This is a genomic window from Flavobacterium wongokense, from assembly GCF_021608265.1.
Classification (GTDB): Bacteria; Bacteroidota; Bacteroidia; order Flavobacteriales; family Flavobacteriaceae; genus Flavobacterium; species Flavobacterium wongokense.
In genome coordinates this window covers 1-15,877 of sequence record NZ_JAKIHP010000005.1, presented here as the reverse complement: position 1 = coordinate 15,877, position 15,877 = coordinate 1, and the positions used below count along the sequence as shown (strand labels likewise).

At 39.1% G+C, this 15,877-nt stretch carries 12 protein-coding genes and 1 pseudogene; all 13 read left to right on the top strand.

Annotation, left to right across the window (positions count from 1 at the left end):
* The first annotated feature begins 11 nt into the window (after window positions 1-11).
* Entirely contained in the window at window positions 12-1,541 is a 1,530-nt protein-coding gene (gene guaA, locus L1S31_RS12170) for a glutamine-hydrolyzing GMP synthase (RefSeq protein WP_236465018.1), read from the top strand.
* Window positions 1,542-1,637: 96 nt separating this feature from the next.
* Window positions 1,638-3,701, top strand: coding sequence for a PBP1 and LysM peptidoglycan-binding domain-containing protein (locus L1S31_RS12165; RefSeq protein ID WP_236465017.1), 2,064 nt, complete (start codon window positions 1,638-1,640; stop codon window positions 3,699-3,701).
* Complete coding sequence (locus L1S31_RS12160) at window positions 3,701-4,105, top strand: OsmC family protein (RefSeq protein ID WP_236465016.1); 405 nt, start codon at window positions 3,701-3,703, stop codon at window positions 4,103-4,105. The genes L1S31_RS12165 and L1S31_RS12160 overlap by 1 nt, the downstream gene beginning before the upstream one ends.
* 5 nt (window positions 4,106-4,110) lie before the next feature.
* Entirely contained in the window at window positions 4,111-4,791 is a 681-nt protein-coding gene (locus L1S31_RS12155) for a hypothetical protein (RefSeq protein ID WP_236465015.1), read from the top strand.
* Window position 4,792: 1 nt separating this feature from the next.
* A complete protein-coding gene (locus tag L1S31_RS12150) occupies window positions 4,793-5,029 on the top strand; it encodes a DUF3820 family protein (protein ID WP_236465014.1) in 237 nt (78 codons plus the stop codon).
* Window positions 5,030-5,160: 131 nt separating this feature from the next.
* Entirely contained in the window at window positions 5,161-6,774 is a 1,614-nt protein-coding gene (gene pyrG / locus L1S31_RS12145) for a CTP synthase (protein ID WP_236465013.1), read from the top strand.
* 26 nt (window positions 6,775-6,800) lie between these two features.
* On the top strand, window positions 6,801-8,699 hold the full coding sequence (gene yidC / locus L1S31_RS12140; RefSeq protein WP_236465012.1) for a membrane protein insertase YidC: 1,899 nt from the start codon (window positions 6,801-6,803) through the stop codon (window positions 8,697-8,699).
* A 74-nt stretch (window positions 8,700-8,773) separates the two neighbouring features.
* Window positions 8,774-9,574 (top strand): pyrroline-5-carboxylate reductase, encoded by an 801-nt coding sequence (proC, locus tag L1S31_RS12135; RefSeq protein WP_236465011.1) that lies wholly within the window; start codon window positions 8,774-8,776, stop codon window positions 9,572-9,574.
* 62 nt (window positions 9,575-9,636) lie between these two features.
* Window positions 9,637-10,464: a toxin-antitoxin system YwqK family antitoxin gene (locus L1S31_RS12130; protein ID WP_236465010.1), complete on the top strand. Its 828-nt coding sequence runs from the start codon at window positions 9,637-9,639 to the stop codon at window positions 10,462-10,464.
* Window positions 10,465-10,564: 100 nt separating this feature from the next.
* Window positions 10,565-11,752, top strand: coding sequence for a tRNA 2-thiouridine(34) synthase MnmA (gene mnmA / locus L1S31_RS12125; RefSeq protein ID WP_236465009.1), 1,188 nt, complete (start codon window positions 10,565-10,567; stop codon window positions 11,750-11,752).
* Between the two features lie 27 nt (window positions 11,753-11,779).
* On the top strand, window positions 11,780-13,390 hold the full coding sequence (locus L1S31_RS12120) for a S8 family serine peptidase (RefSeq protein ID WP_236465008.1): 1,611 nt from the start codon (window positions 11,780-11,782) through the stop codon (window positions 13,388-13,390).
* A complete protein-coding gene (locus L1S31_RS12115; RefSeq protein ID WP_236465007.1) occupies window positions 13,390-14,334 on the top strand; it encodes an NAD(P)H-dependent flavin oxidoreductase in 945 nt (314 codons plus the stop codon). Before L1S31_RS12120 ends, L1S31_RS12115 begins: the two co-directional genes overlap by 1 nt.
* A gap of 370 nt (window positions 14,335-14,704) precedes the next feature.
* Window positions 14,705-15,877, top strand: a pseudogene (locus L1S31_RS12110) (hypothetical protein); the annotation flags it as partial.

The following is a 15,877-nucleotide window of genomic DNA, read 5'->3' as shown; positions in this document are numbered from 1 at the left end:
TACTTTTGCACATGCAACACAACGTACTGATTTTAGATTTTGGCTCGCAATACACACAACTAATTGCGCGCCGTGTAAGGGAATTGAATATCTTTTGTGAAATCTTCCCTTTTAATCATTTTCCAGATGATTTATCGTCCTACAAAGCGGTTATCCTTTCGGGCAGCCCTTATTCTGTGAGAGCCGAAGATGCTCCTCATCCTGATTTATCCCAAATTCGTGGAAAATTTCCTTTGCTTGCGGTTTGTTATGGTGCCCAATACCTGGCACATTTCAATGGAGGCGAAGTAGCTCCGAGTAATATTCGTGAGTATGGAAGGGCGAACCTGTCTTTCATCAAAGACGATGAGAGTTTCCTTGACGAAGTCGCCCTGAATTCCCAGGTTTGGATGAGCCACAGTGATACCATTAAAAAATTGCCAACAAACGGCATTCGCCTTGCGAGTACCAAGGATGTTGAAAACGCGGCATTCCGAATTGAAGGCGAAACAACCTATGCAATCCAGTTTCATCCGGAAGTTTATCATTCAACCGATGGAAAACAAATACTGGAGAATTTTTTAGTAAAGATTGCAGAAGTCCCACAAAATTTCACGCCAAATGCCTTTGTTGAAGATTGTGTCAAGGAACTGAAAGAAAAGGTAAAAGACGACAAAGTCGTTCTCGGGCTTTCGGGCGGCGTTGACTCGACAGTAGCAGCAGTGCTATTGCACAAAGCCATTAGAAAAAACCTGTATTGCATTTTTGTAAATAATGGTTTGCTCCGTAAAAATGAATTTGAAAATGTTCTGCACCAATACAAAGACATGGGATTGAACGTAAAAGGAGTTGACGCTTCTGACCGTTTCCTGGCTGCTTTGGATGGCATTGAAGAACCCGAAGCAAAAAGAAAAGCAATCGGTCGTGTCTTTATCGAAGTTTTTGATGATGAGGCGCATCGCATTGAAGATGTAAAATGGCTGGCTCAGGGAACTATTTATCCCGATGTTATCGAATCGGTTTCGGTCAAAGGACCATCGGCAACCATCAAATCACACCATAATGTAGGCGGTCTTCCGGATTATATGAAACTGCAGATTGTTGAGCCTTTACGAATGCTGTTCAAGGATGAAGTGCGAAAAGTTGGCAAAACATTGGGCATCGACCCTGAACTTTTAGGAAGGCATCCTTTTCCTGGGCCAGGATTATCCATCAGGATTTTGGGAGCGATTACTCCGGAAAAAGTTAGGATCCTGCAGGAAGTTGACGCAGTTTTTATTAATGGTTTGAAAGAGCACGGTTTGTATGATAAAGTTTGGCAGGCCGGAGCCATTCTGCTTCCTGTAAATAGTGTTGGAGTTATGGGCGATGAGCGTACTTATGAAAAAGTGGTAGCGCTTCGTGCTGTTGAATCAACGGATGGAATGACGGCAGACTGGGTTCATCTGCCTTATGAGTTTTTGATGAAAATCTCGAACGAAATCATCAATAAGGTAAAAGGGGTCAATCGGGTAGTGTACGATATCAGCTCAAAACCACCAGCTACAATTGAGTGGGAATAGTTTTTGTTAACAAAAAAAAGTTAAAGAAAAAATTTAACATTTGAATTGCATTTAAAAAGAATTGTTAACTTTAGACGTTAAATAAATAATAAGTAGATGAAAAACCGTATTCTTTTCTCAATATTTCTAACAGTATTTTCTTTTGTTTTTACTGTTTCAGCGAAGCAAGAGAAATACATCAAACATACTGTTGTTAAAGGGGAAACTATTAATATTATTGCCCAGAAATATAAGGTTACACCCTATGATATTTACAAGATAAACCCAGATTCCCAAAACGGTATTCAGTTAGACAGCGTGCTGCTCATTCCATCAACAGGAGAAGTTGCAGCTACTGCAGCGCCAACTACGACAAGTGCTGTTCCAACTACAACGAATGCAGCACAAACCAATCCAACGACACATTTGGTTCAGCCAAAGGAAACTTTATACAGCCTTTCAAAACAATACGGCATTACCATCGACGAGTTGAAGGCGGCCAATGGAGATTTGTTGAACAACGGATTGAAAATAGGGATGAATATTAAAATCCCAGCTTCAGGCGGAATGCCGGTTGCGGCGGTTAGTAAACCTGTAGAAGCTCCAAAGCCAGTAGTAAAGGAAACGCCAAAAGTTGAATCCAAACCTGAAGTTTCTTCAGCCGGGACTACTTACCACATCATTGAACCTAAAGAAACCAAGTATGGCATTTCCAAAAAATACGGAATGACCATTGCTGAGCTCGAGCGTTTGAATCCGGCAATAGCAAATGATTTTCCTATTGGGCTTAAACTTGTGGTTTCAGGAAATACGCCTTCTACGGCAACTGTAGCGGAAACAAAACCTGCCGCTGAAAAGCCGGTTGCTGAAAAACCATCCGCTGATAGTGCTCCGGCATCAAGCACCAAAAAATATTTGGAGGAATATGTCGTTAAGCCTAACGAAACAATAGCAACAATTGCCAGCGATTATGGCATTACTGAAAAAGAACTGATTTCCCTCAATCCCGAATTAAAGAAAGGCGTGAAGCTTGGAATGATTCTCCGGGTTCCGAAAGGTCAACGGAAAGAACCTGTCAAAAAGGAACAGGGAAATTTAATGAAATCAATCAACACTAATGCGAGGAAACAACTCGCATTACTTTTTCCATTTAATATCTCAAAGATTGAAAGTGACACAGTTAACTCAACTCAGGCCCGTTTAAAGAAAGATAAATTCCTGAACCTGACTTTGGATTTCTATTCCGGTGCTTTGATGGCAATTGATTCTGCTAAGGTTTTGGGAATGAATGTAGACATCAAAATCCTTGATTCTCAGGAAACCAAAAACACTTCGAATGTAGCGGCTTTGGTACAGCAAAACAACCTTCAAACCATGGATGCGATTGTTGGGCCATTCTATCAGGCAAATGTTGAAAAACTGGCCGAATTGGTTGAGCCTACAAAAACGCCGGTTATTTCTCCCTTATCAAAAGAAAGCGGGAAAAAGTATTCCAATTTATTCCAATCAATGCCTTCAACGGAGCTTTTGCGTACTTCGATTTTTGATTTCATGAAAACAAAAGGTGGTAATATCCTAGCTGTCATAGATAACAAAAAAGGAAGCGTCAGGCAGTACGTTCAGGAAATGCAGAAAGAAACCAGGATTGTGGGTTTGAGCGAAAAAGGAACTGTTGTCGCCGACAGCCTCAAAGTATTGCTCCAAAAGGATAAAATGAATTATGTCGTCCTGGCTTCAGAAAGTACGGGAATGATACTGGCAACTACTTCGGCGATGCTCGCAGCCCAAAAGGAATACCAGGTGCAGTTGGTTATTTTGGAGCCCAATGAAACGTTGGATTTTGAAGAAATATCATTAACCCGTTTGACCAAACTCAAACTTTTATACCCATCGCTTTCAAGGCCAAACGAAACAGACGAAGCCAATCAGTTTGACGCAAAATATAAAAAGCTGAATAAAATCCTGCCCAATCAATATGCCATTCGCGGCTTTGATGTAACCTTTGATACCTTGGTTAGGTTATCGCAGGATAAAACGTTTGAGGAAACCGTTCAGGCTTCTTCGTCAGAACAAATAGAAAACAAATTTGATTACGTTCAGAATCTAACTTATGGTTATTCCAACAACGGAATTTACATTTTGTATTACGACACCGATTTAACCATAAAAGAAGCATTGTAATGGCAACATCAATAGTTAGGTATTTAGGCGAATTACGCACTTCGTCAATGCACATGCAATCCGGAACAGAAATCCTTACCGATGCACCAACAGACAATCACGGAAAAGGGGAAGCTTTTTCTCCAACAGACATGGTTGCAAATTCTTTGGCAACCTGCATGATTTCCATTATGGCAATCAAAGCGCAGGATATGGATATCGAGTTAAAAGGAACTACTGCAGAAGTAACCAAAATCATGGCTCAGGAACCAAGAAGAATTGGGGAAATCCACGTTCACTTTGAAATGAACCACGCAGCAGATGCCAAAACCAAAACCATTTTGGAAAGAGTTGCAATGCAGTGTCCTGTCCATTTCAGCCTGCATCCTGATATCAAAAAGAAGATTACTTTTAATTGGAAGTAATTTATATGAGATCACTTGTTTCCTTTTTGGTTTTAATACTGTTGGTCTCATGTAATAAATCGGTAAAGGATAAACAGGCCAAAGCTGTTGTTTTCAAGGACACAATTAAGGCAACCAATGATTCTGTATTTAAGGTAAATAATATACTGTTAAGGGCTAAAATCGATCCGGAAAAGGAAAGGCTCTATTCACTGGAAACCCTTGATGGAAAAGTTATCATCGAGCCCGCAGATTATTACGTCAATATTGAAATTTTAGACATCAACGAAGACGGTTTCAAGGACATCCGGATTTTTGAAGTTTCAAATACACCGAATCAATGCCAAAACTTTTTTTTCGATCCAAAAGAAAAACTATTCAGGAAAATTAAAGGAAGTGACTTAGACATCAAACGCCTTCCAAATGCTAATTTATATTATTCCTATAATCGTGCAGGATGTGCCGATATGAACTGGGAAAGCCATTTGATTAAAATTGAAAACTTTGAAGAAATAACCATTGGCTGGATGGAAGCCCATGATTGCAATGATGAGGATGACGGCATAACTTTTTACAAAATTGTGACTCTAGATAAAATACTCAAAATTGACCAAAAGCCCGATCCTAATTTTGAAATCGAAGGCAAAAACAATAAATGGAATTATATGGAGAACTATTGGATGAATAACTACAAAAAATACCAATAGTTTGGATAATCAGCAGAAACTCCTTATCAAACTTGCACATACAAAAATGCCCTTCGGGAAATACGAGGGCTGGTATCTTATTGATCTTCCCGAATATTATGTGGTTTGGTACAGCAATAAAGGCTTTCCAAAAGGACAGCTTGGCGAGCAACTGCAATTGGTTTATGAACTCAAATTGAACGGTTTGGAGGAATTGGTTCGGAATATTAAAAAACAATATCCGAATAAAGATTATTAGACTTCATGCATAATTGGATTAACAGATTCTTTTTTCTAAAAATCTAACGATCTAACAATCTAACAATCCAATTTTAATTGTATTTTTGCCTCGTTTTTTACAACAACTACAACACAACAACTACTAAGAAAATGAATCAAACAAAATACATTTTTGTTACTGGCGGTGTGACTTCTTCTTTGGGAAAAGGAATCATCGCAGCGTCTTTGGCCAAGTTACTACAGGCCAGAGGTTATCGAACGACCATTCAGAAATTTGATCCCTACATCAATGTGGATCCGGGAACACTAAATCCGTATGAACACGGAGAATGTTTTGTGACTGATGATGGTGCTGAAACCGATTTGGATTTAGGTCATTACGAACGATTTTTAAATGTTCCTACATCGCAGGCAAATAATGTTACTACGGGAAGGGTTTATCTTTCTGTAATTGAAAAGGAGCGAAGAGGGGAATTTTTGGGGAAAACGGTTCAGGTTGTCCCTCATATTACCAACGAAATTAAGGAACGTATGCAATTGCTGGGCAAGTCTGGCGATTTTGATATTGTAATTACTGAAATTGGTGGAACGGTCGGAGATATTGAATCGTTGCCTTATATCGAATCGGTGCGTCAACTGGTTTGGGAATTGGGTGAACATAACAGCATTGTGGTTCATTTGACCTTGATTCCGTATTTGGCTGCAGCCGGAGAATTGAAAACAAAACCAACACAGCACTCGGTAAAAACTTTGATGGAAAGCGGAATCCAGGCAGACATTTTAGTGTGCCGTACAGAACACGATTTGTCTGATGATTTACGCCAGAAACTGGCGTTATTCTGCAATGTAAAACGCGAAGCGGTAATCCAATCCATCGATGCTTCAACGATTTATGAAGTTCCGAATTTAATGCTTGATGAAGGTTTGGATATAGTAGCCTTGAAGAAATTAAACCTTCCTAAAAAGGCGGCTCCGGATTTGAAAAACTGGAACACCTTTTTGCATAGATTAAAACATCCAAAGCAGACTGTGAATGTTGGTTTGGTTGGAAAATACGTAGAATTACAGGATTCCTATAAATCAATTTTAGAGTCATTTATTCATGCTGGTGCAGCAAATCAAACCAAAGTGAATGTAATTTCGATTCATTCGGAGTATTTGGATGCCAAAACGGCAGAAGAACAGCTTCAGGATTTGGATGGCATATTAGTTGCTCCGGGATTTGGCGGTCGTGGAATTGAAGGGAAGATTGATACGGTCCGTTATGCGCGTGAAAAAGGAATTCCGTTTTTTGGGATTTGTTTGGGAATGCAGATGGCTGTTATCGAATATTCAAGAAATGTTTTGGGATTGGAGGAAGCCAATTCAACTGAGATGAATGAGGAAACCAAGAATCCGGTAATCTCGATCATGGAAGACCAAAAAACAATTACAGACAAAGGTGGAACGATGCGTTTGGGTGCCTGGAAATGTGATATCGCTGAAGGGACTTTGGCACATCAGATTTATGGGAAAGACCAAATTGAGGAACGTCACCGTCACCGTTACGAATTCAATAACGAATACAGAAAAGAATTAGAAAAAGCAGGATTGGTTTGCTCTGGAATAAACCCGGAAACCGGTTTGGTGGAAATCATCGAATTGAAGGATCATCCGTTTTTTATAGGGGTACAATACCATCCCGAATATAAGAGTACCGTTGCGAATCCACACCCAATTTTTGTTAGCTTTGTGGCCGCAATGGTAAAACATAAGAAACATTAACATACTGATAGAGGTTCAGCATTATTATGGAAGAAAAAAAGAAATTAGATTTTAATACAATTATTGGCTTTGGTTTGATATTCGTTATCATCATGTGGATGATGTATAACAACAGTAAAACAGAACAAAAAGAGCAACTGGAAAAAGCCAAAACCGAAAAAGCAGCAAAGGCTGCTGCAGCCGCAGCTCCGAAAGTAACTGCAACTCCCATAATAGATACCACTGCAACTGATTCAGTACAAATCCAAAAACTAAAAGGAACTTTGGGAAGCTTTGCTTACTCGGCAACGCTGCCTTCTGCCAAAGAGAATATCACGACTTTAGAAAACGAATTCGTAAGCCTCAAGATTGCCAACAAAGGAGGTTATATCGTTGAAGCTGTTTTAAAGAATTACGAAAAATTCCAAAAGAATTCAGGAAAATTGGTTGAACTTGTTAAAGACAACAATGCCAGTTTTAATCTTCAATTGCAGACAAAGGATAACCGACTTTTAAATACTAAGGATTTATATTTTGAGCCGACTTTAACCAAAGTAGGAGCGAACCAAATCCTTTCGATGAAATTAAAAGCCGGAGCAGATCAATACCTGGAGTATAAATATGTTTTGGCGCCAAACCAATATCTGGTTGATTTTGACATTCATTCGCAAGGATTGAATACTGTTTTGAATACGGCTAAGCCTGCCGACCTGCAATGGGATTTGAAAACTTACAGGAATGAGAAAAGCATTTCCTATGAAAACCGTTATGCCGAGATTTATTTTGAGCACAATGACGGTAAAATTGATTACGTAGGGCAAGGCGATAACAAGGAAGAAGAGCCAGAGAAAACTACTTTCATTGCCTACAAGCAACACTTCTTTACAAGTATTTTATTAACCAAAACCCCTTTTGAGAAAGCAAAACTGCATTCCCAAAATTTGGTTCACGACGAAAAGAAAGATACGATTTTCACGAAACAGTACAAAGCCACAATGCCATTAGCCTACACCAACGGCGAATTGGATTATAAAATGAACTGGTATTATGGCCCAACAGATTATAAAACCCTGAAGGCTTATGACCGAAACATGGAAAAAATTGTTCCGCTTGGCTGGGGAATTTTTGGATGGATTAACAAATTCATATTCATTCCTCTATTCGGATTTTTGAGCTCGTTTATGGGATTGGGAATTGCAATCATTGTCTTTACGATTTTGATAAAACTGGCTATGTCGCCAATTACATTCAAGTCATTCCTGTCGCAGGCAAAGATGAAAGTATTGCGTCCTGAGATTATGGAAATAGGGGAAAAGTTCAAAAAAGACCCAATGAAAAAACAACAGGAAACAATGAAGCTTTACAACAAAGCGGGCGTAAATCCAATGGCGGGTTGTATTCCGGCATTGATACAGATTCCGTTTATGTATGCCTCGTTCCAGTTCTTTCCATCGGCGTTTGAATTAAGGCAGAAAGGGTTCCTTTGGGCAAACGATTTATCCTCATTTGACCAGATAGCCAAGTTGCCGTTCCATATTCCGTTGTATGGAGACCATATCAGTTTGTTCCCAATTTTGGCTGCAATAGCGATTTTCTTCTATATGAAAATGACTTCGGGCGATCAGGCAATGGCACAACCACAACAGGACGGAATGCCGGATATGGCTAAAATCATGAAAATCATGATTTATGTTTCACCGGTAATGATGTTGATTTTCTTCAACAGCTATGGTTCGGGATTGAGTTTGTATAACTTCATTTCCAATTTGATTACCATCGGAATTATGTTGGTTATCAAAAGATATTTTATCGACAGCGAAAAAATCCATGCCCAAATCCAGGAAAATAAAGCTAAGCCAAAAACCGAAGGCAAATTCCAAAAGAAGATGCGCGAAATGATGGAACAGGCTGAAGCCCAAAAGCAAATCCAAAACAAAAAGAAATAATATTTCAACGATACATTTTCAAAACTCTGTTTAAACACCTATCTTTAAACAGGGTTTTTTAATTTATAACAGCCATGAAAGTTTTAATTGTAGGTTACGGGAACATGGGTAAAACCTATGCAAATAGTTTTATCAGCTCGCGATTCATCAAGCCGGAAGATATTTTTGTTTTGGTTCGGAATGAGAATTCCGCTATGGCAGAAACCAGCATTCCAAGAGTCAATTTTTCGCAGGTTGCCACTAACAGGATCAGCGATTTTGACATCGTGATTTTGGCTGTAAAACCACAGGATTTTGATGTGTTGGCACAATCAATAAAGCCATTCCTGAAAGACAACCAGATTATTTTTTCGGTCATGGCCGGTATAACATTAGCCAAATTAGAGTTGGCACTTTCCTGTTCCAAAATAGTGCGGTCGATGCCTAATATCCCAACCCAAATCGGAATGGGAATGACAGTGTTTTCCGCTTCGGCAAATGTGGATCGAAAGGAATTATTCATCATCCAGAACCTTATCAATACAACCGGGAAATCGGTTTATGTCGAGAATGAAAAACTGATTGATGCCGCTACAGCCATTTCGGGAAGCGGACCAGCCTATGTCTTTTATTTTATGCAATCGATGATAAAGGCCGCAGTCGATTTGGGATTCAATGAATCGGAAGCAGAATTATTGGTAAACCAAACATTTATGGGTTCGGTTGCCATTCAGAACAGCTATTCAATATCCAACGAAGAATGGATTGCAAAGGTGGCTTCAAAAGGCGGAACTACCGAAAGGGCGTTGCAGGTTTTTGAAAAAGGAGTTTTGGAAAAAACAATTGTGCAAGCTGTCAAAGCTGCCAACGACAGGGCACTGGAATTGGGATCTTAAATTTTGGAACCATTTTTGAATACTAAAACCGAATTTTTTTCGTTTATATAAAAATTAAAATCATGAAACCACAGGTTCACGAACACCAAAAAAAATTAACCCACGTGAGTAAATACATTATTGCCTTATTGTTTTTAACCACTGTTGGTTTTGCCCAAAACATTAATAAACTGGATGAAAACGGGCAGAAACACGGACTTTGGAAAGGCGTTTACGAAGAGTCAAAACGACCGCGTTATGAAGGAACTTTTGAGCACGGTAAAGAAGTTGGGATGTTCAAATTTTTTGATGATACCAAAGCCGGAACTGTAATAGCGACTAGAGAATTCAACGCAAAGGATAATTCCTGTTATACAATTTTTTACAATCAGAATAAACATAAGGTAAGTGAAGGTAAATTGGTAAACAAGCAATTTGAAGGCGAGTGGAAATATTATCATGAAGACCTGCCGTCGGTAATGACTTCTGAAATATATGTGAATGGTAAATTGAATGGCATTCGGAAAGTTTTTTATAAAAGTGGCGAAATAGCAGAAGAGACGAGCTATAAGGACGGAATTAAAAACGGGCCTTATAAAAGTACTGCCGAAAACGGAATCGTTCTTGAAGAATCGGTTTATAAAAACGGAGTCTATGATGGGCAGACGATTTACAGGAATGTTGATGGGCAGGTTTCAGGGCAGGGAATGTATAAAAACGGCAAGAAAGTTGGCATGTGGAAAATGCTCCAGAAAGGAAAGTTGAAAGACGTGAACATGAATTATCAAAATAAAAACTTCAAAAAACCTGTGATGCCAAAACAAGGCGATGTGAGGGTTGAAGTTAAGGACGAAACCAAAATTCCACAGGATAACATCGATGAAAAAATGGGTCGGAAAATGACCAAATAACTTTTGTCTACTTTCGGATTATTATAACTGATATTGAAACACATAATTTTACAGAATTTGCGGTAACTTTGCCGCAAATTTTTTTTGTTTATAGATTGATATGAAACGAGTTGTTGTTGGACTTTCTGGTGGTGTTGATTCGAGCGTTGCTGCTTATCTTTTAAAGGAGCAGGGCTATGAAGTCATTGGTCTTTTTATGAAAAACTGGCACGATGATTCGGTTACCATTTCCAATGAATGCCCATGGCTTGAAGACAGCAATGATGCACTACTTGTAGCCGAAAAACTTGGGATTCCTTTCCAGACAGTTGATTTAAGCGAACAGTACAAAGAGAAAATCGTGGACTATATGTTCAACGAATATGAGCAGGGAAGAACTCCGAATCCCGACGTATTGTGCAATCGCGAAATCAAGTTTGATGTTTTTATGAAAATTGCCTTGTCGCTTGGCGCGGATTATGTTGCAACAGGTCATTATTGCAGAAAAGGAGAGGTTGAGGTAAATGGAAATCCGGTTTATCAATTACTTGCCGGAAAAGATGGAAATAAAGACCAGTCGTATTTTTTATGCCAGTTATCGCAGGAACAATTGGCAAAATCCTTATTCCCGATAGGTGAATTGACCAAACCTGAAGTTCGTGAAATTGCAACCCAGTTGGATTTGGTTACTGCCGAAAAGAAAGATTCACAAGGATTATGTTTTATTGGAAAGGTTCGTTTGCCAGAATTTTTGCAGCAACAATTGCAGCCAAAAGAAGGTTTGATTTATGAAATTGATGCCAATAGCCCAATATATAATCAAGAGCAGCCAACGTTTAATTCACTGGAAGAACAATTGGCTTTTGACTCCCAAGGGATTGCCTATTCACCTGAAGATGGAAAAATTGTTGGCAAACATCAGGGTGCGCACTATTTTACCATCGGACAACGTAAAGGCCTGAATGTGGGCGGAACCAAAGAAGCACTTTTTATAATCGCTACCGATGTACAGTCGAATGCAATTTATACCGGACAAGGTCCAAACCATCCAGGTTTATTAAGAAAAACGCTTCGCGTTCAGCCTTCTGAAATCCATTGGATAAGAGAAGATTTGGCTTTAAAAAATGGAGAAACAATGGAAGTCATGGCACGAATCAGATACCGTCAGGCTTTACAGAAAGCTACCCTTTACCAATTCGAAAGCGGTTTGTATGTATGCTTTGACGAACCACAATCTGCTATTACTGAAGGACAGTTCGTAGCCTGGAATATTGACGATGAATTAGTTGGTTCAGGAGTAATTTCATAAATTAGCTTTTTCTAACGAATCAATGCTATGAACAAACTCTTCGTTACTCTATTTGTCCTTCTGGGTTATTTTGGATATTCTCAGGAAGATGCCTGGGTTTTCTTTACTGATAAACCCGATGCCGCTACACAATTGGCAACGCCATTAAATTTTCTTACCCAAAGAGCGCTCGACAGAAGAGCCAACCAGGGAATTGCATTAAATGTAAATGATGTCCCTGTTTACCAACCTTACATAGATGGTGTGATGGCGACTACAGGGATTGAAGTAATGGCCAAATCCAAATGGATGAATTGTGTCCATGTGCGCGGAAGTGTTGATGATATTAATTCGCTAACGCAATTGTCATTTGTAGACCACATTCGTTTTGCAGATGCTTCGTTAAATCTGAAAAAACCAATTCCAAGAACTATAGTTCCGGTAAACAAGCAAATGGATGTAGCGACCATTTTTAATTATGGGAATTCCGACAATCAGATTCAAATGCTTAATGGTCATTTACTGCATCAGGCTAATTATACAGGTGCAGGTAAAATAATAGCCGTTTTGGATTCGGGGTTTATCAATGTCGATTCGACTGCGCCATTCCAACGTTTGTTTGATAATAATCTAATTTTGGGAGGTTACAATTTTGTAACTCAGGACACCAATGTTTATTCTTTGCACAATCACGGAACAATGACGCTTTCCTGTATGGGAGGTTATGTCGACGGCCAATTGGTGGGAACTGCACCTGATGCTCAATATTATTTATTTGTTACTGAAGATGTTTCTCAGGAAAATCCTGTTGAAGAAAGTTATTGGGTTGAAGGAGCAGAAGAGGCTGACAGGCTTGGTGCAGATGTCATTTCTACATCGCTCAGCTATTATGAATTTGATAATCCGAATTATGGGCATGTTTATGACGAATTCACAGGTGACGATGCATTCGCTTCAAAAGGAGCTAATATTGCTTTTAGCAAAGGGATGATTATTGTTGGCAGTGCAGGCAATTCTGGCGCAAGCCCTGCGCCGTTAAACCATCCGGGTTCACCGGCTGAAGCTTCACATGTATTGGCTGTTGGTGCCGTAAAATCAGATGAAACCTTTGCCACCTTCAGTTCAGTAGGGCCTACATTTGACGGCAGGATAAAGCCCGATGTAATGGCTCAGGGACAGGCTTCTGTTGTGGCCAATATAAATGGTAATGTTCAAACAGCAAGCGGCACTTCCTTTTCGTGTCCGATTATGGCCGGAATGATTGCAAGCTTTTGGCAGGCAGTTCCTGATTTAACAAACCAACAGGTAATCGATTTTGTAAAGCAATCGGCAGATAGATTTGCCAATCCTAACAATCAATTTGGTTATGGGATTCCGGATTTTCAATTGGCGCTGAATAATGCCCTTTCAGTAAATGATATCAGCAAAGCGAAATTTTTAGTATATCCCAATCCGGCGCATGACAATCTGCATGTTTCTTTTCCTGATAATTTTGATCAGGCTAAAGTAACTTTGTGCAATGCTTTGGGTCAAAGTGTTTTTGAAAAAACAATCGATGCAACTGAATCAGTTTCATTGGAAAACCTAAATATAGGTGTTTACCTTTATAAAATAGAGAGCAATTCCTTTGTTCAATCCGGAAAAATCATTAAAAATTAATGAATAAAATTACCCAACTTTTCAATATAAAATATCCAATTGTTCAGGGAGGAATGATTTGGAATAGTGGTTATAAATTAGCAAGTGCAGTTAGTAATGCAGGAGGTTTAGGTTTAATAGGAGCAGGATCAATGTATCCTGATGTTTTACGCGGGCATATCCAAAAATGCAAAAAAGCAACTGACAAACCGTTTGGGGTAAATGTCCCAATGTTATATCCCAATATTGAAGAAATCATCCAGATTATCATTGAAGAAGAGGTGAAAATTGTTTTTACTTCGGCTGGAAACCCAAAAACCTGGACGGCTTATTTAAAGGAAAAAGGAATTACTGTTGTACATGTTGTAAGCAGTTCCAAGTTTGCCCTGAAAGCTCAGGAAGCCGGAGTAGATGCTGTTGTTGCCGAAGGTTTTGAGGCCGGTGGGCATAATGGGAGGGAAGAGACCACAACACTAACCTTGATTCCAATGGTTAAGGAACAGATAAATATTCCGTTAATAGCTGCCGGCGGTATAGCTACCGGAAAAGGAATGTTGGCTGCTATGGTTTTAGGTGCGGATGGGGTTCAGATGGGTTCCCGTTTTGCGGCATCCTTTGAAAGTTCGTCACACGATAATTTTAAGCAGACAATAGTAGATGTAAAAGAAGGGGACACGCAACTTACCCTGAAAGAGCTTGCTCCGGTGCGGTTAATTAAAAACAAATTTTACAATGATATTCAGGAATTGTATTCGGAATGCCCAACGACTGAGGATTTGAAAGCACTTTTAGGAAGAGCCAGGGCAAAGAAGGGGATGTTTGAAGGAGATTTGGTAGAAGGAGAGCTTGAAATAGGTCAGATTGCAGGTTTAATCCATGAAATTAAATCAGTTACGGATATCATCAATGAAGTCATTTCAGAATTCGAATTTTCCCGAAATGAAATTCGCGATTTGAAATTTTAATTTCTTAAAAATTTTAACATTTTATTGTTAATGGGTCTAAATTTCGATTTAGACTTATTAACAATTTTTTATTTTTAAGAAGCTTGAAAAATTATTGAAAACTTCTGGTTTGTTATTTTATTTAATTTAAATAATTGTAAATCAATAAATTAAAATTATTTTTATTTGCAAGTTTATTGTTAATAATGTTGATTATTTTGTTTATAACATTTTAATAAGTGAAAACCTCTGACTATTATAATGAGTAATATAGTGGAAGCTTTTTTTGCTTAGGTGTATACTGTCGAATTCCAACTTATTTTTTTAACAAAATATTAAGAGGAAGAGTATCACATCCAGAGTAAAAAATAGTTCAAAAACTGAATTGCTTATGAGGATAATTACTCTTATTAAAAACCATTTTGCTTACTTAATTTTATTTGTGTCGCTTTTGACATGTAATGAAATAGTATATTCTCAATGTCCTACTGTTACAAATTCTGCTCAGTCATTTTGTGATATTCAATCACCAACGGTTGCAAATCTTGTTGCTACCAATAATGGAGGAGGTATTAGATGGTATGCGACTGCAACTTCTACAACTGCGTTAGCAAATTCTACAGGATTAGTTAATGGAGAGGATTATTTCGCAGATGATAACACGGGCACTTGCGGAACCAGGCAAAGTGTTACCGTTACAGTTTACTCGGCACCTACGGGAGCTAATTTCCAAGGGGTTTGTGTTACCAATGCAAGTTTAGCCACGCCTTCCAATCCACAATTCGTAATAAATGGAGTTGGATTACAGTGGTATACCGTGCCTAATGGCGGTACACCCATTTCAAATTCCACAATACTTAATGATAATACTATATATTATATAGCGCAGACTAATCCTTCTACAGGTTGCCAGACTTCAAGATTACAGCTGTTTGTGAATGTTGGTATCGTACCTGTTCCAACCGGACCAGCAACACAAGAGTTTTGTAATACCGGAACTCCTCCAACAGTAGGTGATTTGGTGGCTTCAGGTGACAATAATTGGTATTTGACGTCAACTTTTGGCGTTCCGTTGGACTTATCGACTCCTTTGGTAAATGGCCAGCATTATTATGCTACAACTGTCGACCCGCCTTGTGAAAGTAGCGATAGGTTGGATGTGCTCGTTAATATTTATGAACCAAATGATGCCGGTTCTGATGGAGCCAGAGGGATTTGTGTCAGCCAAATACCAACCACAAATCCAATTGACTTATTCGATTTATTAGGAGGAACACCAGATACGACGGGAGTTTGGACAGGTCCAATGCCTACAACAAATGGGTTTCAGGGAACAATTGATCCTTCTACCATGACTTTGGCAGGAAGTCCTTATGTATTTACTTATACAGTATCGTCAGCCCTATGTGCAACCGATACCGCTACTGTTACCATTACGATTAATCCAAACCCTACGGTTACGGTAACCAGTGCTCCGGTATGCCAGGGCACACCTGCCACGGTAACGGCTACGCCAACCCCTGCAGGTACTTACAGTTATGTATGGACCGTTCCTGCGGGAGCG

Coding starts and splice junctions, on each gene's coding strand:
- L1S31_RS12155 (WP_236465015.1), top strand. CDS start 4,111: ATGAGATCACTTGTTTCCTTTTTGGTTTTAATACTGTTGGTCTCATGT.
- L1S31_RS12120 (WP_236465008.1), top strand. CDS start 11,780: ATGAACAAACTCTTCGTTACTCTATTTGTCCTTCTGGGTTATTTTGGA.
- mnmA (WP_236465009.1), top strand. CDS start 10,565: ATGAAACGAGTTGTTGTTGGACTTTCTGGTGGTGTTGATTCGAGCGTT.
- proC (WP_236465011.1), top strand. CDS start 8,774: ATGAAAGTTTTAATTGTAGGTTACGGGAACATGGGTAAAACCTATGCA.
- yidC (WP_236465012.1), top strand. CDS start 6,801: ATGGAAGAAAAAAAGAAATTAGATTTTAATACAATTATTGGCTTTGGT.
- L1S31_RS12130 (WP_236465010.1), top strand. CDS start 9,637: ATGAAACCACAGGTTCACGAACACCAAAAAAAATTAACCCACGTGAGT.
- L1S31_RS12115 (WP_236465007.1), top strand. CDS start 13,390: ATGAATAAAATTACCCAACTTTTCAATATAAAATATCCAATTGTTCAG.
- L1S31_RS12165 (WP_236465017.1), top strand. CDS start 1,638: ATGAAAAACCGTATTCTTTTCTCAATATTTCTAACAGTATTTTCTTTT.
- guaA (WP_236465018.1), top strand. CDS start 12: ATGCAACACAACGTACTGATTTTAGATTTTGGCTCGCAATACACACAA.
- L1S31_RS12160 (WP_236465016.1), top strand. CDS start 3,701: ATGGCAACATCAATAGTTAGGTATTTAGGCGAATTACGCACTTCGTCA.
- pyrG (WP_236465013.1), top strand. CDS start 5,161: ATGAATCAAACAAAATACATTTTTGTTACTGGCGGTGTGACTTCTTCT.